We start from the raw sequence: 22,766 nt of genomic DNA, 5'->3' as shown, positions 1-22,766 counted from the left end.
GCGGCAAGGTACGGCGGCTCAACTACTGTCGGCTGTGGGCCAGTTCGATGTCGTGGTCGTCCGTGTCGGTGTTCGAGACCGTCACCGTGGCCGCCTGTGGCGGGTAGCCCGTCGCGATGACCGTGTAGGCGCCGCTGTCCAGGTCGGAGAAGGCGTAGGCGCCGTCGTGCCCGGTCCTCGTCGTGGCGACGACGTTGCCCGCGGTGTCGACCAGGGTCACCCGGGCGTCGCTCAGCGGCACGCCCGCCCCCCGCACCGTGCCCCGCACATGCGCGCCCGGCCGGAGCTCGACCTCCGTACGCGTGGTGCCGCTCCCGCCGATCTCGACCGGCAGGGCCAGCGGGCGGTGCTTGGGGGAGTTGACGGCGAGCGTGACCGTCCCAGGGACCAGGTTGGTGACCGTGAACTCGCCCAGTACGTCGGTCCGTCCTGTGGACAGCACGTCCCCGCGCACATCGGTCACGATCACCACGGCATCGGCGACCGGCGTCCCGCTGTCCGCGGAGCGCACCAGACCGGCGAGGCTGCTCGTGCCGCTGAGCAGGACGTCGTACGAGACCGGTCCGCCGTCGACGACGAGGGTCGAGGCCTGTGGCTGGTAGCCCTCGGAGGAGGCGATCAGGACGTACGAGCCCGCGGCGGGCGCGTCGACGCCGTACGAACCGTCGTTCCCCGCGACCGACCGGCTCAGCTGCTTCCCGCCCAGCGAGATGAGCGTGACCGCGGCCGCGGCGACGGGGACGCGGTCCGCCCCCAGAACACGGCCGCTCACCGGGATCACCGTGATGTCGCCGCCGGTCTCCGGCATTCCGTCACCGGCTTCCAGGACCCCGGCCCCGCTCCTGTCCGCAGTCGTCCCCGCCCCCGCCCCCGCCCCCGTCCCATGCCGCGGGATGAACGAGGCCACCACGAATGCCAGCAGCGCCGCGCCGCCGCCCACCGCCAGGACCGTCTTGAAGCCGTCCTCCGAGGGGAGCGCGACCCCGCCGAAGTCGATGGTCATCTGGGAGAGGATGACGCCGGCGACGGCGCTCGCCGTCGACGTGCCGATGGATCGCATCAGGGTGTTGAGGCTGTTGGCCGCGCCCGACTGCGACGGCGGCACCGCGCCCATGATGAGGGCCGGCATGGCGCCGTAGGTGAAGCCGATGCCGGAACCGATGACGCAGGACACCAGCACGAACTGCCAGACCTCGGACATCAGCACGATGTTGAGGCCGTAGCCCGCGGCCACGATGAGGGAGCCGAGCATCAGGCTGGCCTTGGGGCCCTTGGCCTTGGACAGGGCGGCCGAAACGGGCGCGACGGCCATCATCACCAGGCCGGACGGGGCCATGACCAGGCCGGCGGTGAGCAGCGACTTACCGAGGCCGTACCCGGTCGCCTCGGGCAACTGCAGGAGCTGCGGAAGCACCAGGGACATCGCGAACATGCCGAAGCCGAGCGCGATCGAGGCCAGGTTGGTGACCAGCACCTGTCGGCGGGCGGTGGTGCGCAGGTCGACCAGCGGCTGGTCGGTGCGCAGTTCGTACCAGCCCCACAGCAGCAGGATGACGGCGCAGGAGCCGAACAGGCCGAGCGTGGTGCCGCTGTCCCAGCCCCAGTCGCCGCCCTTGGAGATCGGCAGCAGCAGGCAGAGCAGGCCGGCCGCCATCCCGAGACCGCCGACGACGTCGAACCGCCCGCCCGTGCGCACCTTCGACTCGGGCACCACGAACAGCACCAGCAGCAGCGCGACGAAGCCCATGGCGGCCGAGCTCCAGAACAGGACGTGCCAGTCGAAGTTGTCGGCGATCAGCGCGGCCGCGGGCAGGCCGAGCGCGCCGCCGACACCCAGAGAGGCGCTCATCAGGGCGGTGGCCGAGCCGAGTCGTTCGGCGGGCAGCTCGTCCCGCATGATGCTGATGCCCAGCGGGATCACGCCGCTGGCCGTGCCCTGCAGTGCCCGTCCGACGATCATCGGGGCCAGAGAGTCGCTGAACGCGGCCGTGACCGAACCGGCGATCAGCAGCACCAGGCTGGCCAGCAGCATGCGGCGCTTGCCATACATGTCTCCCAGCCGCCCCATCATCGGGACGGCCACGGCGGCGGCCAGCAGCGTCGCGGTGACGGCCCACGCGGTGTCGGACGCGGGGGCGTTCAGCAGCTTCGGCAGCTCCGGCACGATCGGGATCACCAGGGTCTGCATCAGCGAGACCACGATCCCGCCGAAGGCCAGGACCGCGACGACGGCATTGGCCCGCGGCGCCGCGGTCACCACCCCGTCGTCGTCGGCGGGGCGGGGCAGTGCGTGGGACATGGGCCGGGCCTCCGTGGGCGTCGGGCGTGGGCGTCGGGCATGGGCGTCGGGCGTGGGCGTCGGGCGTGGGCGCACCGGCAGGGGACGTGCGCCGCGACAGCCCCAAGCTAAGTCAGTTGATTGACTTAAGCAAGGCCGATCGGGCGGCCGCCATGTCCCGGGCAAAACGGGGTACGTACGCCGGTATGGGACGGATCGACTACCTGCACGACCCCGCCGCCCCGCCGGCGAACTCGGTGGTGCCCTCCGTGGTGGCGTTCGTGCGGAACGGCGCCGGTTACGTGCTCATGATCCGGCGCTCCGACAACGGCCGCTGGGCACTGCCGGGCGGCGGGCACGAGGTGGGGGAGTCCATCAGCGACACGGTGGTGCGCGGGGTCCGGGAGGAGACCGGGATCGAGGTCGAGGTCGTCGGCCTCTCCGGGCTCTACACCGATCCCGGCCACGTCATGCGCTACGACGACGGTGAGGTCCGCCAGCAGTTCAGCATCTGCTTCCGGGCGCGCCCCACGGGCGGCGAACTCCGCACGAGCAGCGAGACCCCCGCCGCCCGCTGGGTCGCCCCGGACGACCTTGCCGGCCTGGACATCCATCCGACCATGCGCCTGCGCATCGACCACGCGATGGACTGGACGCGGACGTTCCCCTACATCGGCTGACCGCGACTGCATCGGCTGACCGCGACCGCCCCAGGCGTGCGCCCCACGTACAACTGGCTACCGCGCGGGGCACACTGACCCCATGTCCACTCGTCGCAGACGCTGCCCCGAATGCCGTCGCGAGATCGCCGTCGTCGCCGGCCGGTTCGCACGGCACGACCCGCCCGGCGCGCGCGAGAACGGCGTACTGCTCTCCTGCCCCGGCTCCCGCAGCCAGGCCCGACCCGACGCCGCCCAACCGGCGTTGGACGGCTACGTCGTCCCCGAGATCCCGGGCCAACTGCCCCTGTTCTAGTCGCCCGACGGCCGGCAGGGCTTCCCTGCTCGATGCAGCTTTCCCTGCAGCTTCCCCGCTGGTGCGGCTTCCCGGCCGGGAACTTCCCCGGTCGATGAAACTTCCCCGGTCGGTGCGGATCCCTCAGTTCCCCGCGACCGACTTCACCGCCACCGACACCGGCGCCGATCCACTGACCACTTCCAGGGTCAGGCCGGACGTCGCCGAGTTGTCCACCAACTCCGCCAGTACGGCGGCCACATCGTCGCGCGGGATCGGGCCGCGGCCCGTGTGCGCCTCCAGCCGTACGAGACCGGTGCCGGCGTCGTTCGTCAGCATCCCGGGCCGCAGGATCGTCACGTCCAGCGCGTCGAGCCGCCGTACGTACGCGTCGGCCTCGCCCTTCGCGCGCAGGTACACGTCGAAGATGTCGTCGCCCTGGTGCGCGGGGTCGGCACCCATCGACGAGACGACCACATGCCGTCGTACGCCGGCCCGAACCGCCGCGTCCGCGAACAGGATCGCCGCGCCCTTGTCCACCGTGTCCTTGCGGGACGCCCCGCTGCCCGGGCCCGCGCCCGCCGCGAAGACGGCCGCGTCGGCGCCGCGCAGATGCGCCGCCACCTCCTCGACCGAGGCCGACTCCAGATCCAGCAGAACCGGTTCGGCACCGGCTTCCCGCAGGTCGTCGGCCTGCTGGGCGTGACGAATGATGCCCGCCACCTCGTCCCCGCGCGCGGCGAGCAGCCGCTCCAGCCGCAGCGCGATCTGACCATGACCACCAGCGATGACAATGCGCATGTCTTCGACCGTACGCCCGGACGACCGCATCCGCCGCACGACTTGAGCCACGGCTCAGGGTGCGCATGCGAAGCACACATCAGGCGCGCACGCGCCCGCGCATGTACTCATCGTGTGCGCCCGCGCACGCTCCCGCGCGCCACCACCCACGTATATCTCGTCGGCACGAACACCGTCCCCACGGGGCATTCACCGCCCCTACGGCACAGGCCCCGCCCCTACGACAACTTCCCCCGCCCCTGCCGAGGCAGCCCCAACTCCGTCGCCGCCGACTCCGAGTTGCAGTACTCCCGCACCGCGCTCGTCCGCGCCACCACCCGCCCCCGGTGCACCACGATCCGGCTGTAGGCCAGCGACAACGCGCCGGCCAGCCCGTCACCGCGCAGGGCCAGCAGCTCGGCCGGGAATCCCGCCTCCACGCGCACCTCGGGCAGCCCCATGACGGCCCGCGCCGACGAGCTCACCGAGTCGTACGCCTCCTCGGGCCGCAGCCCGTACCGCGAGGCCAGCAGGTAGGCCGCCTCCAACGGGTCCCCGCGCCCCACCGGGTTCGACACATCGCGCAGGGCGCCGCTGCCCGCCGCCACCCGCACACCGGCCGCCCGCAGCAGCCGTACCGGAGCCGTCTCGCGCAGGTCGGATCCGTCGCAGCCGCCCTGTGGCAGACATGCCACCGTCACCCCGGCCGCCGCGAGCTGGTCGGCCGCCCGCCGGGCGGGCTCGGCGGGCAGGCCGGCGAGGCCACCGCACGGGCCGAGCGTCACCCCGGGGCGCAGCCCGGCGGCCATCGCGACGAGCCGGGCGATCCGCGCGGGATCGGCGGCGTCGGTGTGCAGGTCGACGGGGCAGCCGTGCTCGGAGGCGACCTCGAGGACGGCCTCCACGTACCCGGTCGGATCCGGGTCCAGGTCCGGACAGCCGCCCACCACGGAGGCGCCCATCTTCAGCGCGTCCCGCAGCATCGCCAGCCCGTCCGCCCCGGCCACGCCGGTCAGCACCCTTGGCATCGCCACCGTCGTCAGCTCCGTCAGCCCGCGCAGCGAACGCCGCGCCTGCAGGACGGCGGCGAGCGCCCCCAGTCCCTGGACGTCGCCCACGCGCACGTGCGCGCGCACTGCGGTCGCCCCGTGCCCCAGCTGAAGCAACGCCGCCTCCGTGGCCCGGCGCTGGACGTCCTTGGAGTCGTACGACACCGGGCCGTCGCCCTCGGCGGACAGCGCGGTGTCCAGGTGGGCGTGCGGCTCGGCCGGGGCCGGCAGAAGCAGATAGCCGGTGAGGTCCACGCGGGTGCCGCAGCCCTGCGGCCCGCCCGCGGCGAGGCTGCCCGCCGTGCCGACCGCCTCGATACGCCCGCCGCCCAGCCGTACGTCCACGGTCCGGCCGTCGGTCAGCCGCGCCCCGCACAGCAGCAGCGCGGACGGATCGCCTCCTTGGCCCGGGGAACCCGGACTGCCCGAGGCGCCCGAAGAGGAGGACCACGAGTGGGGCGGCGGCTGGCTCTCGGGCATCGCGCTCCAGGTGCTCGGGGACTGTGCGGCAAGACGCAAGATCACGCAGAGTGAGACGAGCCTAGGACGGCGGTCCGCCCGTGTCGGGGAGGAGCGCAATAGTCGTACCGGTGTGGTCCGCAGTCGTGCCGGTGTGGTCCATGGCCGTACCGGTGTGGTCCGCAGCCGTACCCGTGCGGTCCGCCGTCCGGCAGAGGCGGCAGTGGCGCGTGGGGGAGCGGGGGAACGGACCTGGGCGGGGCCGCGGCAGGTCGTGGAAACAGGCCGCGACGGGGGCCGCGAAACGGATTTGGGCGAACGGCGGCGGAGCGTGTAATGTCTTCATCGCTCGCCCCAATAGCTCAGTCGGTAGAGCGTCTCCATGGTAAGGAGAAGGTCTGCGGTTCGATTCCGCATTGGGGCTCTGGTGTGTGAGGTTCCCGTCGCGAGACGGGAACGGATCGCATCACAGCGGTGTAGCTCAGTCGGTAGAGCAAGCGGCTCATAATCGCTGTGTCACCGGTTCAAGTCCGGTCACCGCTACTGACAGTAGCCGATTGTGGGGTCGGTCCTTCGATCGGCTACTCTTCTATGCGTTAATCCCTTTCTATCCGTTCGTCAAGGAGCACTCACGTGGCTGCCACCGACGTCCGCCCGAAGATCACGCTGGCCTGCGTGGAGTGCAAGGAGCGGAACTACATCACCAAGAAGAACCGGCGTAACAACCCGGACCGTCTTGAGATGAAGAAGCACTGCCCGCGTTGCAACGCGCACACCGCGCACCGCGAGACGCGATAAATCAGGCTCGTTCGTGAGGCCGCCCCCGCAGTCGGGGGGCGGCCTCACGTCGTTTCGGCCCTGGTTGCCGCCCGGTTCCCGTTCAACACGGATCGACCATGAGTAACCGCATGGGTAACCACATGAGTAACCATGGGGCGACCGACAGCGACTGCCGGGCGACTGATAGCAATGCCCGGTCGACCGGAGGCGGTTGCCGATCGGCCGACAGCACTTGCTGCTCGCCTGGCAGCTCTTGCTCGGTCGGCCGGCCGTACAGCCGGCCGACCGAAAGGTCGACCGGACCCCGGCACCAGCCGGACATCGACAGGCAGACACCAGGAGGTGCCGAGCCATGGCGCTCGACCAGTCCTTCGTGGGGCGCAGCTACCCGCCCACCGAGCCCTACGAGGTGGGCCGGGAGAAGATCCGCGAGTTCGCGGAAGCGGTGGGGGACCCCAACCCGGCGTACACGGACCCGGAGGCCGCCAAGGCTCTCGGCCACCCCGACGTGATCGCCCCGCCGACCTTCGTCTTCGCCATCACCTTCAAGGCCGCCGGACAGGTCGTCGAGGACCCGCAACTCGGCCTCGACTACAGCCGCGTCGTGCACGGCGACCAGAAGTTCGCCTACGTCCGCCCGGTGCGTGCCGGGGACCGGCTGACCGTCACCTCGACCATCGAGGCCGTCAAGTCCATGGCGGGCAACGAGATCGTGGACATCCGCGGCGAGGTCCACGACGAGGCGGGCGAGCACGTCGTCACCGCCTGGACGAAGCTGGTCGCCCGTGCGGCAGAGGAGGCGTGAGGAACCGATGACCGCGAAGATCGCTTACGACGGCGTCGAGGTCGGCACCGAACTGCCCGCCCGGACCTTCACCGTGACCCGTGCCACGCTCGTCCGGTACGCGGGCGCCTCCGGGGACTTCAACCCGATCCACTGGAACGAGAAGTTCGCCAAGGAGGTCGGACTGCCGGACGTCATCGCGCACGGCATGTTCACCATGGCCGAGGCGGTCCGCGTGGTCACCGACTGGGCCGGCGACCCGGGCGCGGTCGTCGAGTACGGCGTCCGTTTCACCAGGCCCGTCGTCGTCCCGAACGACGACCAGGGCGCCACGATCGAGGTCAGCGGAAAGGTCGCCGCCAAGCTCGACGACAACACCGTCCGCGTGGACCTCACGGCGACCAGCGGCGGCCAGAAGGTGCTGGGGATGTCGCGGGCGGTCGTACGGCTGGCCTGAGCGGTAGGTCCTGAGCTGGTGTAAGGGGTGTCCTCCACTGTGGGGCGCCCCTTACCGGGTTGAGGCCCCCTGCCTGCGACAACGGGCGAGGGTGGACGTGGGTTCCGGGAACCGCTTGACGTAGTTAGTGATTGAGCACTAACTTACTTGCATGGTCAGGATGAGTGCAGAAGAGAGGCGCGAGAGCGTCATCCGTGCGGCGATCACCGAGTTCGCCCGCGGCGGTTACCACGGCACCTCGACCGAGGCGATCGCCAAGCGGGTCGGGGTCTCGCAGCCGTATCTCTTCCGTCTCTTCCCGGGCAAGAAAGCGATCTTCCTGGCGGTGGCCCAGCGGTGCATGGAGGACACCATCCGCACGTTCGAGGAGGCCGCCGCGGGGCTGGAGGGCGAAGAGGCCCAGCTCGCCATGGCGAACGCGTACACCAAGGTCATCGCGGAGCGGCCCGAGCGGCTGCTGATGCAGATGCAGATGTACGTCACCGTGGCCGCCGCCGAGCAGGCCGGTGACCACGAACTCGGCGAGGAGGTGCGGGCGGGCTGGATGCGGCTGTGGGACACGGTCCATCTGCCGCTCGGCGCCGACGTCGAGGAGACGACGACGTTCATGGCGTACGGAATGCTCATCAACTGCCTGGTGGCGATGGGCTTTCCGCCCGAGCACCGGGTCTGGGAAGGGCTGTTCCCGGAGGCGCGGCTCAAGGGCCGGCTGGGGAAGTAGCCCACGGGAAGGGCGTCGCGGGCGCCTTTCCATGTCCGCGAAAATTAGTCATCACTAACTAATCGAACGGAACCGCAGCAGCGGCCGACTCACCCGTTGGGGGAGCGATGTCACAGCAGACCGCACATCGCGGGGGAACCGTCTGGGCCCTCGTCATCACCAGCGTCGCCGGATTCATGGCGGCCCTCGACAACCTCGTCGTCACCACCGCCCTGCCCTCCATCCGCAAGGACCTCGGCGGGGCGCTGGGCGACCTGGAGTGGACGGTGAGCGCGTACACGCTCACCTTCGCCGTCCTGCTGATGTTCGGCGCGGCGCTCGGCGACCGCTTCGGCCGCCGCCGGATGTTCCTCGTCGGCCTCACCGTCTTCACCGGTGCCTCGGCCGCGGCCGCCATGGCCACCGGGATCGACTCCCTGATCGCCGCCCGCGCCGTCCAGGGCGTCGGCGCGGCCATCATGATGCCCCTGACCCTCACCCTGCTGACCGCCGCCGTGCCCGCCGCCAAGCGCGGAATGGCGTACGGGATATGGGGCGCCGTCAACGGCCTCGCGGTGGCCTCCGGACCGCTGATCGGCGGCAGCCTCACCGAGCACGTCTCCTGGCACTGGATCTTCTGGCTGAACGTCCCGCTGGGCGTCGCCCTGCTGCCGCTGGCCCGGCTGCGCCTCGCCGAGTCCCACGGCACCGGCGCCCCGCTCGACATCCCCGGCACCCTGCTCGCCAGCGGCGGCCTCTTCGGAATCGTCTACGGACTGGTCCGCGGGCCCGCCGACGGCTGGACCAGCCCGCTGGTGTTGACCGGCCTGTTCGCCGGATCGGCGCTGCTCTTCGGGTTCGTCCTCTACAGCCTGCGCGCCAAGAACCCCATGCTCCCGATGCGGCTGTTCCGCTCCCGCGCCTTCTCCGGGATCAACGCCGCGAGCCTGCTGATGTTCCTCGGGATGTTCGGCTCGATCTTCCTGCTCAGCCAGTTCATGCAGGGCGTCCTCGGCTACTCGCCCACCGAGGCGGGCCTCAGGATGCTGCCCTGGACCGGCATGCCGATGCTCGTCGCGCCGATCGCCGGCATCCTCTCCGACCGCATCGGCGGCCGCCCCGTCGTCGCCACCGGGCTGTTCTTCCAGGCCGCGGGCCTCGGCTGGCTGGCCGACGTGTCCGAGGTCGGCGTCTCCTACGCCACCCAGCTTCCCGGGCTGATCCTCAGCGGCATCGGCATGGCGCTGTTCTTCGCCCCCGCCTCCAACCTGGTCATGTCCAGCGTGCTCCCCAAGGAACAGGGCATCGCCTCCGGCGCCAACAACGCCCTGCGCGAGGTCGGCGGCGCACTCGGCATCGCGATCATGTCGTCGATCTTCGCGGCGCAGGGCGGCTACGAGTCCGGCCTCGCCTTCGTCGACGGACTGAAGCCCGCGCTGGTGACGGGCTCCTCGGTCGTCGCCCTCGCCGGGGTGGCGGCGCTGATGATCCCGACCCGGCGGCGCGCCGCACAGCTCGCGACGACCACCGACCGGACGGCGGAGCCGGTGCTCGAGACGGCGTCCCGCTGACCCCCCGACCGGCCCCACCCGAAGGAGCAGCCATGCCCACCCTGCCCTGGACCGTGCCGAACCCCCCGCCCCGGAACACCGAGGTGCACGTCTTCGCCTCCCGCTTCGAGACCCGCACCCTGTGGGGAGCACTCCGCTTCCTGGTCCGCACCCCCGGCGTGTGGCGGCAGGTGAGCCGCGCGCCCGGCGCCTACGGAGCCACCCTGAAGGCGCAGCCCCTGCGGCGGACCTTCTGGACCCTGTCCGCCTGGGAGTCGCCGCAGGCGCTCAAGGAGTTCGCCCGCTCCGGCGTGCACGCCCCCGCCTCCGGCGGCCTGGCCGCCCAGATGCGGGACTCCAGGTTCGTCGGCTGGTCCGTCGCCGGCGAGGAGCTTCCGCTGGACTGGGCAGAGGCGTTCCGGCGCCTGAGCTGAGCACGCGCGCGTGTGGCCCCGTCCACCCCGGCGGGGCCGCACGCGCGCGTGGCCGCTTCGCCGGCCGAGCGCTGCCGGGGCTGTCGGTGGCGTCTCGTAGTCTTGGGCCCGTGCAGGAACTCCACGACGCCCCCCTCGCCCCGCTGACCACCTTCCGGCTGGGTGGCCCCGCGACCCGGCTGCTCACCGCGACGACCGACGCCGAGGTGATCGCCGCCGTCCGCGAGGCCGACGACACCGGAACGCCGCTGCTGGTGATCGGCGGCGGCTCGAACCTGGTCATCGGCGACAAGGGCTTCGCGGGCACCGCACTCGTCGTCGCCACCAAGGGCTTCGACCGGACCGGCACGCGCCTGGAGCTGGCCGCCGGCGAGGTGTGGACCGACGCCGTCGCCCGCACCGTGGAGGCCGGCCTGGCCGGCATCGAGTGCCTGGCCGGCATCCCGGGCTCGGCGGGCGCGACCCCCATCCAGAACGTGGGCGCGTACGGCCAGGAGGTCTCCTCCACCATCACCGAGGTCGTCGCCTACGACCGCCGCACCCGCGAGACGGTGACGATTCCGAACGCCGAGTGCGCCTTCTCCTACCGCCACAGCCGCTTCAAGTCCGACCCCGAGCGGTACGTCGTCCTACGCGTCCGCTTCGAGCTGGAGGACGCGGACGGCCTCTCCGGTCCGATCAGGTACGCCGAGACGGCCCGCGCCCTCGGTGTCGGGCCCGGCGACCGCGTGCCGCTGGCCGCGGCCCGCGAGACGGTCCTCAAGCTGCGCTCCGGCAAGGGCATGGTCCTGGACCCCGAGGACCACGACACCTGGTCGGCCGGCTCCTTCTTCACCAATCCGATCCTCACGGACGCGCAGTTCGCCGCGTTCCACGCGCGCGTGGAGGAGCGCCTCGGTGCGGGCGTGGAGCCGCCCGCGTACCCGGCGGGGGAGGGCCGCACCAAGACCTCCGCCGCCTGGCTGATCGACAAGGCGGGCTTCACCAAGGGCTACGGCACCGGTCCCGCCCGCATCTCCACCAAGCACACCCTCGCCCTCACCAACCGGGGCGCGGCCACCACCGAGGACCTGCTCGCCCTCGCCCGCGAGGTCGTCGCCGGCGTCCGCGACGCCTTCGGGATCACGCTGGTCAACGAGCCGGTGACGGTCGGGGCCAGCCTGTAGGGGGGCGACGCGGGGTGGCCTTCGCAGGCCCCGGTCGCGGACGGCCTCGACAGGCGGTCAGCAGCCGGTTCGGCAGGCGATCTCAGTAGGCGACGCCCACCCCCTGCTTCACCGTCGCCGGGTCGCCGGCCATCGCCAGCATCGCGTGGGCCACGTCCGCGCGGGCGATGAAGCGGCCGCCCGCCGGGAAGCCGCCCACCACCGTCCGGTACACGCCCGTGACCGGCTTGTTCTGGAGCCGCGGCGGCCGTACGACCGTCCAGTCCGTGGCGCTGCGCTCCAACTCGGCCTCCATCTCGCCCAGATCGGCGTAGACGTCCTTGAGCAGCGTGGAGACGATCCCGCGCGCGGTGCGGTCGAGCAGCCCTTCGCTCCCGGGCGCCGGCCCGACCGGACCGGCGCTCACCACGAGCAGCCGCCGCACCCCCTCGGCCTCCATGGCGCCCAGCACCGTACGCGTGAGCCGGGCCGCGATTCCGGCGTCCTTGCGGCTGCGCGCCCCGAGCCCGGACAGGACCACGTCCCGCCCGGCAACCGCCGGGCGCACGGCCTCCGGGGCGGCCAGGTCGTCCCGGAACACCTCCAGCCGTTCGCCCGTCACGGACAGCCGTGCCGGATCCCGTACCACCGCCGTGACCTCGTGGCCCGCGTCCAGGGCCTGACGGACGATCTCCCGGCCGATGCCGCCGGTGGCGCCGAAAACGGTGAGCTTCATGGGTACTCCCGTGCTCGCGATCGGTGGGTGAGTATTCACTCACCCCTGCCTCCCACTAGAGTGGGTAAACACTCACCCACCCGTCAAGCCCGATTGGACGTGCCATGGAGACGAAGCCGGCCCGTGTCCGCATCCTCGATGCCGCTCACGAGCTGATGCTCACCGTCGGGCTCGCCCGCACCACCACCAAGGAGATCGCCAGGGCGGCCGGCTGCTCCGAGGCGGCGCTCTACAAGCACTTCGCCGGCAAGGAAGACCTGTTCATCCGGGTCCTGTCGGAGCGGCTGCCCCGGCTGAAACCCCTGCTGAGCAGACTCGCCGCCGAGCCCGGCCGGGGCACGCTGGAGGAGAACCTCACCGAGATCGCCCACCAGGCCGCCCTGTTCTACGAGCAGAGCTTCCCGATCGCCGCGTCCCTGTACGCCGAGACCCAGCTCAAACGGCGGCACGACGACGCGATGCGGAAGATGGGCGCGGGCCCGCACATGCCGATCCAGAGCCTCGACACCTATCTGCGGGCCGAGCGGGAGCTCGGACGCGTCCGCCCCGACGCCGACACCTTCGCCGCCGCCTCCCTGCTCCTGGGCGCCTGCGCCCAGCGGGCGTTCGCCTACGAGTCGACGGAGTCCGGCCCGCCGCCGGCCGACGACTTCGCCCGCCGCCTGGCCAGCACGCTGACCGCCGGAATCTCCGTTGCCGGGGACCCGGCCTGACCGCAACGCTGGGGACATGACACACCCCGTCGCGCAGTACGGCCGTACCGCCCGGCCCGCCCCATGCGCCTGAGACTGCACGAGTTCCGCCCGCGCCTGGGCCCGCACGAACACCGTGTGGTGCAGCCCCGCACGGCCCTGCGCCACACCTCCCTGAGCGCACCGGACCCGATCGGCCTGCTGCTGGGCGACCACGACGGGCTCAGCCGGCTCGCGGGTCTGTTCTCCTTCGCCGCCTGCTCCCGCCACACGATCGTCCATGTGCCGCTGCGCGACGGGATCCCGGCCGACGAGGGCTGGGGCGAGCCGGCCGACCTGGTCCTGGCCCACCACACGTCCGGCCTGCGCCCCAGCAAGTGGCCCGAACTGCGCCGCAAGCTGCGGCAGGGCACGCCCCTGACCGCCCGCACCGACGAGGCGCGCACCGCCCGGGACGCCGGGTCATGGCGCGAGCAGTGGGAACACGCGGACTTCCGGGAGGAGTTGCGGCACGCCACGTACGCCCGCACGTTCTTCCTGTTCGGCAGCCGGGGCATCTTCGCCGAGGCGGCCACGAACCTCGCGTACGCGGCGGGCTGGGGGCCGCGTCACGAACGCGTCCACACCGGGCGATCCGCGCTGATGTCGGCGCTCCCCAGCCTGGTCCAGCCGCCCGGCGGCGGACACCCCGTCGAGGTGCTGATCTGCTTCAAGCCGTACCCGCCCTACGCCCACTTCAGACGGCCGGGGCGCTGAGCCAGTCGTCCACGCCCGAGAGCAGCTTCGCCTTCACGTCCTCCGGTGCCGCCGAGGCCCGTACCGACTGGCGGGCCAGTTCCGCCAACTCGGCGTCCGTGAAGCCGTGGTGACGTCGCGCGATGTCGTACTGGGCGGCCAGCCGGGAGCCGAACAGCAGGGGATCGTCGGCACCGAGCGCCATCGCGACCCCGGCGTCGAGGAACGTCCGCAGCGGCACGTCCTCCGGCTTCTCGTACACGCCCAGCGCCACGTTCGACGCCGGACACACCTCGCACGTGACGCCCTTGCGCGCCAGACGCTCCAGCAGCCGCGGATCTTCAGCCGCCCGCACGCCGTGCCCGATGCGGTGGGCGCTCAGGTCGTCCAGGCAGTCGCGGATCGAGGCGGGGCCGGCCAGCTCGCCGCCGTGCGGGGCCGACAGCAGCCCGCCCTCCCGGGCGATCGCGAACGCCCGGTCGAAGTCCCGCGCCATGCCCCGGCGTTCGTCGTTCGACAGACCGAAGCCGACCACGCCGCGCTCCGCGTACCGCACGGCCAGCCGGGCCAGGGTGCGGGCGTCCAGCGGATGCTTCATACGGTTCGCGGCGACCAGCACCCGCATGCCCAGGCCCGTGTCCCGCATCGTCGTCTCCACCGCGTCCAGGATGATCTCCAGCGCCGGGATCAGACCACCCAGACGGGGCGCGTACGACGTCGGGTCCACCTGGATCTCCAGCCAGCCCGAGCCGTCCTTCAGATCCTCCTCGGCGGCCTCCCGCACCAGGCGCTGGATGTCCTCCGGCTGCCGCAGGCACGAGCGCGCGGCGTCGTACAGCCGCTGAAACCGGAACCAGCCCCGCTCGTCCGTCGCCCGCAGCTTCGGCGGCTCCCCGCTGGTCAGCGCCTCGGTCAGCGTCTCGGGCAGCCGCACGCCGTACTTGTCGGCCAGCTCCAGGACGGTGGTGGGCCGCATCGACCCGGTGAAATGCAGATGCAGATGGGCCTTCGGCAGCTCAGAGACATCACGTACACGCTCCATTCCAGGATCCTGCCGTACGTCCCTGCCGTCCCGGTAGCGGATTCCCCGTACGTGGTCTTGCTCGCACAAAGAAACAGGGGCCGATGCACCGAAAACGGTGTGTCGGCCCCTGTACGACGCGGACGTCAGGCCTTCGCCTCCGCCAGCAGCTTCTGGATCCGGCTGACGCCCTCGACGAGGTCCTCGTCACCCAGGGCGTACGACAGCCGCAGGTAACCGGGCGTGCCGAACGCCTCGCCCGGGACGACCGCGACCTCGGCCTCCTCCAGGATCAGCGCGGCGAGCTCGACCGTGTCCTGCGGGCGCTTGCCGCGGATCTCCCTGCCGAGCAGGCCCTTGACCGACGGGTACGCGTAGAAGGCGCCCTCGGGCTCCGGGCAGACCACGCCGTCGATCTCGTTGAGCATCCGCACGATGGTCTTGCGGCGGCGGTCGAAGGCCTCGCGCATCTTCGCCACGGCCTCCAGGTCGCCGGAGACGGCGGCCAGGGCGGCCACCTGGGCCACGTTCGAGACGTTCGACGTGGCGTGCGACTGGAGGTTGGTCGCGGCCTTGACCACGTCCTTCGGGCCGATGACCCAGCCCACGCGCCAGCCCGTCATCGCGTACGTCTTCGCGACACCGTTGACCACGACGCACTTGTCGCGCAGCTCGGGCAGCAGCGCCGGCAGGGACACGGAGACCGCGTCGCCGTAGACCAGGTGCTCGTAGATCTCGTCGGTCAGCACCCACAGGCCGTGCTCGACGGCCCAGCGGCCGATCGCCTCGGTCTCGGCCTCGCTGTACACCGCGCCGGTCGGGTTGGACGGCGAGACGAAGAGGACGACCTTCGTCTTCTCCGTCCGCGCAGCCTCCAGCTGATCCACGCTCACGCGGTAGCCGGTCGTCTCGTCCGCGACGACCTCCACCGGGACGCCGCCGGCCAGCCGGATCGACTCCGGGTACGTCGTCCAGTACGGCGCCGGCACGATGACCTCGTCGCCCGGGTCGAGGATCGCGGCGAACGCCTCGTAGATCGCCTGCTTGCCACCGTTGGTGACGAGGATCTGCGAGACGTCGGGCTCCCAGCCGGAGTCGCGCAGCGTCTTCGCGGCGATCGCGGACTTCAGCTCGGGCAGACCGCCGGCCGGGGTGTACCGGTGGTACTTCGGGTTCGAGCAGGCCTCAACGGCGGCCTGGACGATGTAGTCCGGGGTCGGGAAGTCGGGCTCACCGGCGCCGAAGCCGATCACCGGACGCCCGGCGGCCTTGAGGGCCTTCGCCTTGGCGTCCACGGCGAGAGTGGCGGACTCGGAGATCGCGCCGACTCGGGCGGAGACCCGGCGCTCGGTGGGAGGGGTTGCAGCGCTCATGGGCCCATCGTTTCAGACCGGAAACCGGCGCGGCACGCGGGTTTCACAGACTGAACATCCAAGGGTCGGTCGTTGAACACCCGTCCGGAATCCTCCGATGGCCTGGGTGATCTTCCGCCCCTTTCCCGGCGATCCCGTTCTCCCAAGGCCCCCACGGGCGCTTTCTGTTCGACGGGGCGCTTCGGACCACGTACACTCTCACCTCGTTGGCCATCAGCTGCCGCGCCGCGGGCGGTGCACACCGAGCACCCGTCCGGATGCGGTACGTTGGGGGACACGCAAAGGGTCGTAGCTCAATTGGTAGAGCACCGGTCTCCAAAACCGGCGGTTGGGGGTTCAAGTCCCTCCGGCCCTGCTACACACACCTTCGCCGGTGTGCCCATGTACGTACAGCATTGCAACGCCGTGCGGCTCAGACCGGGCGCGGCACGGCCACGACCCGGGAACAGGTGAGGACGAATGGCGGACGCCGTGGGCTCCATCGACACGCCTGACGCCCAGGACGAGGCGCAGGAGCCGAAAAAGGCCCGCAAGGGCGGCAAGCGGGCCAAGAAGGGTCCGTTCAAGAGGCTTGCCCTCTTCTACCGCCAGGTTGTCGCAGAGCTCCGTAAGGTCGTCTGGCCGACACGTAACCAGCTGACGACCTACACGAGCGTCGTGATCGTCTTCGTCGTCATCATGATCGGCCTGGTGATGGTGATTGACTATGGACTCAGCCACGCCGCCAAGTACGTCTTCGGCTGAGCCGAGAGCGAAGGGCGCCGAGGTACCCGGCGCCCCTTTCGCATGTTCCACCCCTATGTATCCAGGAAGAAGCAGCCACCGTGTCTGACACGAACCTGAACGACGACGCCATCGAGCCGGACCAGTCCGTGGACGACGAGCTGGACATCGTCGAGGGCGCGGACGAGCAGGACGAGTTCGAGGCTGCCGAGGCCGAGGCGGGCGAGCCCGCCGAGGAGGCCGCCCTGCAGGTCGTGGACGAGCAGGAGGCCGCCGAGGTAGAGGCGGCGGAGGAAGACGCCGCCGAGGAAGACGCCGCCGAGGAAGAGGCCGTCGAGGAGGAGACCGAGCCGGTCGACCCCGTCGTGGCCCTCCGCGAGGAGCTTCGCACCCTGCCCGGCGAGTGGTACGTCATCCACACCTACGCCGGCTACGAGAACCGCGTGAAGACCAACCTGGAGCAGCGCGCCGTCTCGCTGAACGTCGAGGACTACATCTTCCAGGCCGAGGTGCCGCAGGAAGAGGTCGTCCAGATCAAGAACGGCGACCGCAAGACGATCAAGCAGAACAAGCTGCCCGGCTACGTCCTCGTCCGCATGGACCTGACGAACGAGTCCTGGGGCGTCGTCCGCAACACCCCCGGCGTCACCGGCTTCGTGGGCAACGCCTACGACCCCTACCCGCTGACCCTGGACGAGATCGTCAAGATGCTCGCCCCGGAGGCCGAGGAGAAGGCCGCCCGCGAGGCCGCCGAGGCCGAGGGCAAGCCCGTCCCGCAGCGCAAGGTCGAGGTCCAGGTGCTGGACTTCGAGGTCGGCGACTCGGTCACCGTCACCGACGGCCCCTTCGCCACGCTCCAGGCGACCATCAACGAGATCAACCCCGACTCGAAGAAGGTCAAGGGCCTGGTGGAGATCTTCGGCCGCGAGACGCCGGTCGAGCTCTCCTTCGACCAGATCCAGAAGAACTAGCTTCTTCCGGAAAAGAGCTTCCGACCAGGTCAGGTGGGCTGTTCGCAGCACGCCTGACCTGCTCGGTTTTTGGCCGCGCATCCATACCCGTTATCGTTGTGCGGTATGCCTGCGTTCGGGTGGTCCCCGGAGACAGGCAGGACCCGAACCGAAAGGACCCGGAGAGTAATGCCTCCCAAGAAGAAGAAGGTCACGGGGCTCATCAAGCTCCAGATCCAGGCCGGTGCCGCCAACCCGGCTCCGCCGGTCGGCCCCGCGCTGGGTCAGCACGGCGTCAACATCATGGAGTTCTGCAAGGCGTACAACGCCGCGACCGAGTCGCAGCGTGGCTGGGTGATCCCGGTGGAGATCACGGTCTACGAGGACCGCTCCTTCACCTTCATCACCAAGACGCCGCCGGCCGCCAAGATGATCCTCAAGGCCGCGGGCATCGAGAAGGGCTCCGGCGAGCCGCACAAGACCAAGGTCGCCAAGATCACCCAGGCGCAGGTCCGCGAGATCGCCACCACGAAGCTCCCCGACCTCAACGCCAACGACCTGGACGCCGCCGCGAAGATCATCGCCGGCACCGCGCGTTCCATGGGCGTCACGGTCGAGGGCTGAGCCCCAACTCCCCCGTACATCAGCAGAAGTGGCGGGGCCTGCTCGGCCCGTACCACGACTCCTAAGACTCACCAGGAGAAGCAGTGAGCAAGCGCAGCAAGTCTCTCCGCGCTGCGGACGAGAAGATCGACCGGGACAAGCTCTACGCCCCGCTCGAGGCCGTCCGTCTCGCCAAGGAGACCTCCACGACCAAGTTCGACGGCACCGTCGAGGTCGCCTTCCGTCTGGGTGTCGACCCGCGCAAGGCCGACCAGATGGTCCGTGGCACCGTGAACCTTCCGCACGGCACCGGTAAGACCGCCCGGGTCCTGGTCTTCGCGACCGGTGACCGTGCCGAGGCCGCGCGTGCCGCGGGCGCCGACATCGTCGGCGCCGACGAGCTGATCGACGAGGTCTCGAAGGGCCGCCTGGACTTCGACGCCGTCGTCGCCACCCCGGACCTCATGGGCAAGGTCGGCCGCCTCGGCCGCGTGCTCGGTCCCCGTGGTCTCATGCCGAACCCCAAGACCGGCACCGTGACCCCGGACGTGACGAAGGCCGTCAACGACATCAAGGGCGGCAAGATCGAGTTCCGCGTCGACAAGCACTCGAACCTGCACTTCATCATCGGCAAGACGTCGTTCGACGACACCAAGCTGGTGGAGAACTACGGCGCGGCCCTGGAGGAGATCCTCCGTCTGAAGCCGTCCGCCGCCAAGGGTCGCTACATCAAGAAGGCCGCCATCAGCACCACGATGGGCCCCGGCATTCCGGTCGACTCCAACCGCACCCGCAACCTCCTCGTCGAGGAGGACCCGGCCGCCGTCTGATCCTGACGGCAGCCGCGTCGCGTACGCGAGTTTCCCGCGGGCCCCGCAACCTTTCGAGGTGCGGGGCCCGTCCCTTTTCCTGATACGTGTCTGTGCCCTGCGTTAGCGTGCAGGCACAGCGACCGCATAGGGGTGGGGACGGATGAAGAGCACGACAGCGCGTCAAGTGGGCCTGGCCGTCGCGGTGTTGACCGCACTGTCGGGGGTGGCGGCCTGCAGCTCCTCGGACTCCTCGGCGGGCGGCAAGGACGACGGGGCGTCCGGCGGGGGCGCGACGCACGTCAGCCCCGTCGCGGCGCTGCGCAGTGCCGAGAGGTCCACCGACGGCGCCGACTCCGCCAAGGTCGAGTCGACGACCACGATGGGCTCGCTGATGTCCATGAAGGCCGACGGCGCCCTCGGCTGGGCCGACGGACTCACCGGCAACCTGACCATCACGTACACCGGCGGCTCCATGGCGGACACCATGCGCCGGCTGGGCACCACGTCGATGCAGGCCCGCTATCTGCCCGACGCCTACTACGCGAGGATGGGCGACCGGTTCGCCCGGCAGGCGGGCGGCAAGCACTGGATCCGGTACGGCTACGACGACCTCGCCCAGCTCGGCGGCAGCTCCGGCGCCTACCTCAAGGACCAGATGCAGAACACGACGCCCAACCAGTCGGTGAAGCTGCTGCTCGCTTCCGGGGACGTCAGGAAGGTCGGCACCGAGAAGGTGCGCGGCGTGGACACCACGCACTACTCGGGCACGGTGGACGTCGCCGACCTTGCCGGCAAGAACTCCAGCCTCACCGCGAGCCAGCTCGCCGGACTGAAGAAGCAGCTCACCCAGGCCGGCGTCAGCACGGAGACCGTGGACATCTGGGTAGACGGCAAGGACCTGCTGGTCAAGAAGACGGAGAAGGGCCGGATGTCGGCCAGCGAGTACAGCCAGACCGCGTACTACAGCGACTACGGGGTGAAGGCGTCCGCCGCGAGGCCGCCGGCGGGCGACACCGAGGACTTCAGGGAGCTGCTGAAGAAGCAGAGCACGAACGGCAGTGGTTCCTGAGACTGCTGGTGCGCATGGTTCACACGGGAATTGGGATGACCTTTGCCACCTCTTGAGGTTAGGCTCTCGTCCTTACTGTGTATCAGCCATGCATTCCTTTGGGGGGAATCGATGGAGTCTGCCGTTCGTGGTCCGGTACGTCGCAGAGCGATGGGCGCCGGCCTCGCGGCCCTGCTGCTTGCCGGGGGAGCGGTCGCCTGCCAGAAGGGCGACAAGGCGGAGGGGTCGCCGGCGATGACGCCCGCGGCGGCCGTCGCCAAGGCCGCGAAGAACACCGAGAACATCACGTCGCTGCGCTACCGGATGACAGGCAAGGTCCCCGGCGAGGGCCGGGTCTCCGGCGAGGCGGCGATGAGCATGAAGCCGCTGGCCATGAGCATGAAGATGACGGCGAAGGACCAGGCCACCGACGGCCCGGTCGAGATCCGGCTCGTCGGCAAGGCCATGTACATCGGCGGGAACGCCGAGATGTCCAAGGAGATGGACGGCAAGAGCTGGATCAAGTTCGACATGTCCGCGCTCGGCGCCGGCAAGGGGATGGACGCCGACCAGTTGGGCGCCGGCCAGGCCGACAAGAACCCGGCCAGCGACTCCACCTTCCTCACCGGCTCCAAGGACGTGAAGAAGGTCGGCACCGAGACCGTGGAGGGCGTGAAGACCACCCACTACAAGGGCACGGTCACCGTCGCCGACCTCAAGGCCTCTCTCAAGGGCGAGAACAAGACCGTCCGTGAGCAGCGCGAGAAGAGCCTTGAGCAGTACCAGAAGATGGGCATCGACTCGATGACCATGGACATGTGGATCGACGGCGACGACCACACCAAGCAGTTCCGGATGCGCGGCGACGCCGACAAGGGCCCGATGGACATGACCATCACCTTCCTCGACTACAACAAGCCGGTGACCGTCACGGCCCCGCCCGCCAAGGACACCGCCGACCTGGCCGAGATGATGAAGCAGGCCCAGAGCGGCTGAGCGCCGTAGGACCGGATTTGCCTGACGGCGAGCCGGTCACGTATTCTCCTACAGAAGCCAAAGACCGCTGGTCGTTGCCGTGCGCTCGTGAGAGGGCCCGGTGGCCGAAGGATCCGCTGAACCGCGGACGACCCGCGCAGGTGACTGTGGAAGTGCTCCCGGAACCCCGCTCCACGGGGAAAACCGGTCGAGCCACGCCCCGAGCGCCTGCGCCGGGGCGTTTCGTTTTCCCAGCCTCCTTTTGAGCGGTCCTCATCACCCGGAAGGAGGCCGACGCTCTATGCCGACGCCCGACAAGGCTGCCACGGTAGCCGAGCTCACGGACAAGTTCCGCAGCTCGAACGCCGCCGTGCTGACCGAGTACCGGGGTCTCACCGTGGCCCAGCTCAAGACGCTGCGCCGTTCGCTCGGTGAGAACTCCGAGTACGCCGTGGTGAAGAACACGCTGACCAAGATCGCGGCCAACGCGGCCGGGATCAACACGCTCGACGACCTGTTCAACGGTCCGACGGCGGTCGCCTTCGTCACCGGTGACCCGGTGGAGTCGGCCAAGGGTCTTCGTGACTTCGCCAAGGACAACCCGAACCTCGTCATCAAGGGCGGTGTCCTTGACGGCAAGGCGCTGTCCGCCGACGAGATCAAGAAGCTTGCGGACCTCGAGTCCCGCGAGGTTCTGCTCGCCAAGCTGGCGGGCGCTCTGAAGGGCAAGCAGACGCAGGCTGCTCAGGTCTTCCAGGCGCTCCCGTCGAAGCTCGTCCGCACCGTGGACGCACTTCGCGCCAAGCAGGACGAGCAGGGCGGTGCCGAGTAACTCGGCTCGCGAAATGACCGCCGCCTGAGGCCCAGCGCCCCGAGGAAGCGGTCGTAGCGGGCCGAACGTACGCCCGCCAGACATGTACATCGGCACCAGCCGAATTAGTGGAAGGAAAGCCATCGTGGCTCTCACCCAGGACGAACTGCTCGCCGAGTTCGAGGGCATGACCCTCATCCAGCTCTCCGAGTTCGTGAAGGCGTTCGAGGACAAGTTCGACGTCACCGCCGCCGCTGCCGTCGCCGCCGCCCCGGCCGGCCCGGCCGCCGTCGCCGAGGCCCCGGAGGAGAAGGACGAGTTCGACGTCATCCTCACGGGTGCCGGCGACAAGAAGATCCAGGTCATCAAGGTCGTGCGTGAGCTGACCTCCCTGGGTCTGAAGGAGGCCAAGGACCTCGTGGACGGCGCCCCGAAGCCCGTTCTCGAGAAGGTCGCCAAGGACGCCGCCGAGAAGGCCGCCGAGTCCCTCAAGGGCGCCGGCGCCTCCGTCGAGGTCAAGTAAGACCCTTCGGGCTCACAGAGCCTGTAACGCCTGAGCGCGAAAGAGCGATCATCCATCCGGGTGGTCGCTCTTCGGCGTTCCTGAGCGTCGGGCGGCGGCTGCCTTGCACCGGTGGGTGTGCGGAGTATGGTGATCTTCGTCGTGCCTCCAAGCACCCCAGGTGGCATGTGGTTTGGGCCATGGGGGCCTTGACGAACCGCACGCAGCGCGCAATTCTCAGGACGCGTCGTCACAAGGATCCGAATCCGAGGCATGGATCGGCGACGAAGAGGGCAGTATCAACGTGCATCGAGGGCAGGCATGCCGAGGGCGTTGAGGACAACGAGGGTCACAGAAAATCGGGGCTGGACATCAGTGTGCCAAGTGGCTACACTGACCCTTTGCGCTGCCTGTT

At 70.2% G+C, this 22,766-nt stretch carries 25 protein-coding genes and 3 tRNA genes; 22 read left to right on the top strand and 6 right to left on the bottom strand.

What is annotated here, in order from left to right:
* Window positions 1-22: 22 nt before the first annotated feature.
* Window positions 23-2,299 (bottom strand): MFS transporter, encoded by a 2,277-nt coding sequence (locus tag ACIBN2_RS34305; RefSeq protein ID WP_399140334.1) that lies wholly within the window; start codon window positions 2,297-2,299, stop codon window positions 23-25.
* 185 nt (window positions 2,300-2,484) lie between these two features.
* On the opposite strand from ACIBN2_RS34305, the gene ACIBN2_RS34300 reads away from it, so the two are divergent.
* Complete coding sequence (locus ACIBN2_RS34300; RefSeq protein ID WP_399140332.1) at window positions 2,485-2,958, top strand: NUDIX hydrolase; 474 nt, start codon at window positions 2,485-2,487, stop codon at window positions 2,956-2,958.
* An 82-nt stretch (window positions 2,959-3,040) separates the two neighbouring features.
* On the top strand, window positions 3,041-3,253 hold the full coding sequence (locus ACIBN2_RS34295) for a hypothetical protein (protein WP_399140330.1): 213 nt from the start codon (window positions 3,041-3,043) through the stop codon (window positions 3,251-3,253).
* A 123-nt stretch (window positions 3,254-3,376) separates the two neighbouring features.
* Here ACIBN2_RS34295 and ACIBN2_RS34290 read toward each other — a convergent pair whose 3' ends face one another.
* Complete coding sequence (locus ACIBN2_RS34290; RefSeq protein WP_399140328.1) at window positions 3,377-4,033, bottom strand: NAD(P)H-binding protein; 657 nt, start codon at window positions 4,031-4,033, stop codon at window positions 3,377-3,379.
* Between the two features lie 218 nt (window positions 4,034-4,251).
* The gene (locus ACIBN2_RS34285; RefSeq protein WP_399140326.1) at window positions 4,252-5,541 is read right to left on the bottom strand and encodes an amidohydrolase family protein; all 1,290 of its coding nucleotides are present in this window, start codon (window positions 5,539-5,541) and stop codon (window positions 4,252-4,254) included.
* Between the two features lie 330 nt (window positions 5,542-5,871).
* On the opposite strand from ACIBN2_RS34285, the gene ACIBN2_RS34280 reads away from it, so the two are divergent.
* The 9 genes from ACIBN2_RS34280 to ACIBN2_RS34240 all read left to right on the top strand — a co-directional run bounded on the left by ACIBN2_RS34280 (window position 5,872) and on the right by ACIBN2_RS34240 (window position 11,391).
* Window positions 5,872-5,944: transfer RNA gene (locus ACIBN2_RS34280), tRNA-Thr, on the top strand.
* 46 nt (window positions 5,945-5,990) lie between these two features.
* Window positions 5,991-6,063 (top strand) — tRNA-Met (locus ACIBN2_RS34275).
* Between the two features lie 90 nt (window positions 6,064-6,153).
* On the top strand, window positions 6,154-6,318 hold the full coding sequence (gene rpmG, locus ACIBN2_RS34270; protein ID WP_003948671.1) for a 50S ribosomal protein L33: 165 nt from the start codon (window positions 6,154-6,156) through the stop codon (window positions 6,316-6,318).
* Between the two features lie 334 nt (window positions 6,319-6,652).
* On the top strand, window positions 6,653-7,105 hold the full coding sequence (locus ACIBN2_RS34265; RefSeq protein WP_399140324.1) for a MaoC family dehydratase N-terminal domain-containing protein: 453 nt from the start codon (window positions 6,653-6,655) through the stop codon (window positions 7,103-7,105).
* Window positions 7,106-7,112: 7 nt separating this feature from the next.
* Window positions 7,113-7,541 (top strand): MaoC family dehydratase, encoded by a 429-nt coding sequence (locus ACIBN2_RS34260; protein ID WP_399140322.1) that lies wholly within the window; start codon window positions 7,113-7,115, stop codon window positions 7,539-7,541.
* 151 nt (window positions 7,542-7,692) lie between these two features.
* Complete coding sequence (locus ACIBN2_RS34255) at window positions 7,693-8,262, top strand: TetR/AcrR family transcriptional regulator (RefSeq protein WP_399140320.1); 570 nt, start codon at window positions 7,693-7,695, stop codon at window positions 8,260-8,262.
* Window positions 8,263-8,369: 107 nt separating this feature from the next.
* The gene (locus tag ACIBN2_RS34250; protein ID WP_399140318.1) at window positions 8,370-9,812 is read left to right on the top strand and encodes a DHA2 family efflux MFS transporter permease subunit; all 1,443 of its coding nucleotides are present in this window, start codon (window positions 8,370-8,372) and stop codon (window positions 9,810-9,812) included.
* A 32-nt stretch (window positions 9,813-9,844) separates the two neighbouring features.
* Complete coding sequence (locus tag ACIBN2_RS34245; RefSeq protein WP_399140316.1) at window positions 9,845-10,225, top strand: DUF3291 domain-containing protein; 381 nt, start codon at window positions 9,845-9,847, stop codon at window positions 10,223-10,225.
* Window positions 10,226-10,335: 110 nt separating this feature from the next.
* Window positions 10,336-11,391: a UDP-N-acetylmuramate dehydrogenase gene (locus ACIBN2_RS34240; RefSeq protein ID WP_399140315.1), complete on the top strand. Its 1,056-nt coding sequence runs from the start codon at window positions 10,336-10,338 to the stop codon at window positions 11,389-11,391.
* A gap of 82 nt (window positions 11,392-11,473) precedes the next feature.
* Here the strand turns inward: ACIBN2_RS34240 and ACIBN2_RS34235 are convergent, their stop codons facing one another.
* The gene (locus ACIBN2_RS34235) at window positions 11,474-12,106 is read right to left on the bottom strand and encodes an NAD(P)-dependent oxidoreductase (protein ID WP_399140314.1); all 633 of its coding nucleotides are present in this window, start codon (window positions 12,104-12,106) and stop codon (window positions 11,474-11,476) included.
* 104 nt (window positions 12,107-12,210) lie between these two features.
* Here ACIBN2_RS34235 and ACIBN2_RS34230 point away from each other — a divergent pair, with 104 nt between their 5' ends.
* The gene (locus tag ACIBN2_RS34230; protein ID WP_399140313.1) at window positions 12,211-12,819 is read left to right on the top strand and encodes a TetR/AcrR family transcriptional regulator; all 609 of its coding nucleotides are present in this window, start codon (window positions 12,211-12,213) and stop codon (window positions 12,817-12,819) included.
* A 63-nt stretch (window positions 12,820-12,882) separates the two neighbouring features.
* The gene (locus tag ACIBN2_RS34225; RefSeq protein WP_399140311.1) at window positions 12,883-13,554 is read left to right on the top strand and encodes a hypothetical protein; all 672 of its coding nucleotides are present in this window, start codon (window positions 12,883-12,885) and stop codon (window positions 13,552-13,554) included.
* On the opposite strand, the gene ACIBN2_RS34220 is transcribed toward ACIBN2_RS34225, so the two are convergent.
* Together ACIBN2_RS34220 and ACIBN2_RS34215 are read right to left on the bottom strand one after the other, a co-directional pair.
* Window positions 13,535-14,575, bottom strand: coding sequence for an adenosine deaminase (locus tag ACIBN2_RS34220; RefSeq protein ID WP_399140310.1), 1,041 nt, complete (start codon window positions 14,573-14,575; stop codon window positions 13,535-13,537). The genes ACIBN2_RS34225 and ACIBN2_RS34220 overlap by 20 nt on opposite strands.
* A gap of 125 nt (window positions 14,576-14,700) precedes the next feature.
* On the bottom strand, window positions 14,701-15,927 hold the full coding sequence (locus ACIBN2_RS34215) for a pyridoxal phosphate-dependent aminotransferase (protein WP_399140308.1): 1,227 nt from the start codon (window positions 15,925-15,927) through the stop codon (window positions 14,701-14,703).
* Window positions 15,928-16,209: 282 nt separating this feature from the next.
* Between ACIBN2_RS34215 and ACIBN2_RS34210 the strand changes: the two genes are divergently transcribed.
* The 9 genes from ACIBN2_RS34210 to rplL all read left to right on the top strand — a co-directional run bounded on the left by ACIBN2_RS34210 (window position 16,210) and on the right by rplL (window position 22,372).
* Window positions 16,210-16,282: transfer RNA gene (locus tag ACIBN2_RS34210), tRNA-Trp, on the top strand.
* Window positions 16,283-16,386: 104 nt separating this feature from the next.
* The gene (gene secE, locus ACIBN2_RS34205; protein WP_399140306.1) at window positions 16,387-16,671 is read left to right on the top strand and encodes a preprotein translocase subunit SecE; all 285 of its coding nucleotides are present in this window, start codon (window positions 16,387-16,389) and stop codon (window positions 16,669-16,671) included.
* A gap of 80 nt (window positions 16,672-16,751) precedes the next feature.
* The gene (nusG, locus tag ACIBN2_RS34200) at window positions 16,752-17,621 is read left to right on the top strand and encodes a transcription termination/antitermination protein NusG (protein ID WP_399140305.1); all 870 of its coding nucleotides are present in this window, start codon (window positions 16,752-16,754) and stop codon (window positions 17,619-17,621) included.
* Window positions 17,622-17,789: 168 nt separating this feature from the next.
* Window positions 17,790-18,224 carry a 50S ribosomal protein L11 gene (rplK, locus tag ACIBN2_RS34195; RefSeq protein WP_020135826.1) on the top strand — a complete coding sequence of 145 codons (435 nt, stop codon included), beginning with the start codon at window positions 17,790-17,792 and terminating at the stop codon, window positions 18,222-18,224.
* Window positions 18,225-18,307: 83 nt separating this feature from the next.
* The gene (gene rplA, locus ACIBN2_RS34190; protein WP_399140303.1) at window positions 18,308-19,033 is read left to right on the top strand and encodes a 50S ribosomal protein L1; all 726 of its coding nucleotides are present in this window, start codon (window positions 18,308-18,310) and stop codon (window positions 19,031-19,033) included.
* 142 nt (window positions 19,034-19,175) lie between these two features.
* Entirely contained in the window at window positions 19,176-20,084 is a 909-nt protein-coding gene (locus ACIBN2_RS34185) for a hypothetical protein (protein WP_399140301.1), read from the top strand.
* Window positions 20,085-20,195: 111 nt separating this feature from the next.
* The gene (locus tag ACIBN2_RS34180; protein WP_399140299.1) at window positions 20,196-21,059 is read left to right on the top strand and encodes an LppX_LprAFG lipoprotein; all 864 of its coding nucleotides are present in this window, start codon (window positions 20,196-20,198) and stop codon (window positions 21,057-21,059) included.
* A 280-nt stretch (window positions 21,060-21,339) separates the two neighbouring features.
* Window positions 21,340-21,870: a 50S ribosomal protein L10 gene (gene rplJ / locus ACIBN2_RS34175; protein ID WP_399140297.1), complete on the top strand. Its 531-nt coding sequence runs from the start codon at window positions 21,340-21,342 to the stop codon at window positions 21,868-21,870.
* Window positions 21,871-21,991: 121 nt separating this feature from the next.
* Window positions 21,992-22,372 (top strand): 50S ribosomal protein L7/L12, encoded by a 381-nt coding sequence (gene rplL / locus ACIBN2_RS34170; RefSeq protein ID WP_399140655.1) that lies wholly within the window; start codon window positions 21,992-21,994, stop codon window positions 22,370-22,372.
* Window positions 22,373-22,766 lie beyond the last annotated feature (394 nt).

The sequence above is a fragment of the Streptomyces sp. NPDC050534 genome (assembly GCF_044457745.1).
Classification (GTDB): domain Bacteria; phylum Actinomycetota; class Actinomycetes; order Streptomycetales; family Streptomycetaceae; genus Streptomyces.
The sequence above is the reverse complement of the archived record's forward strand: the minus strand, read 5'-3'. Positions and strand labels throughout refer to the sequence as shown.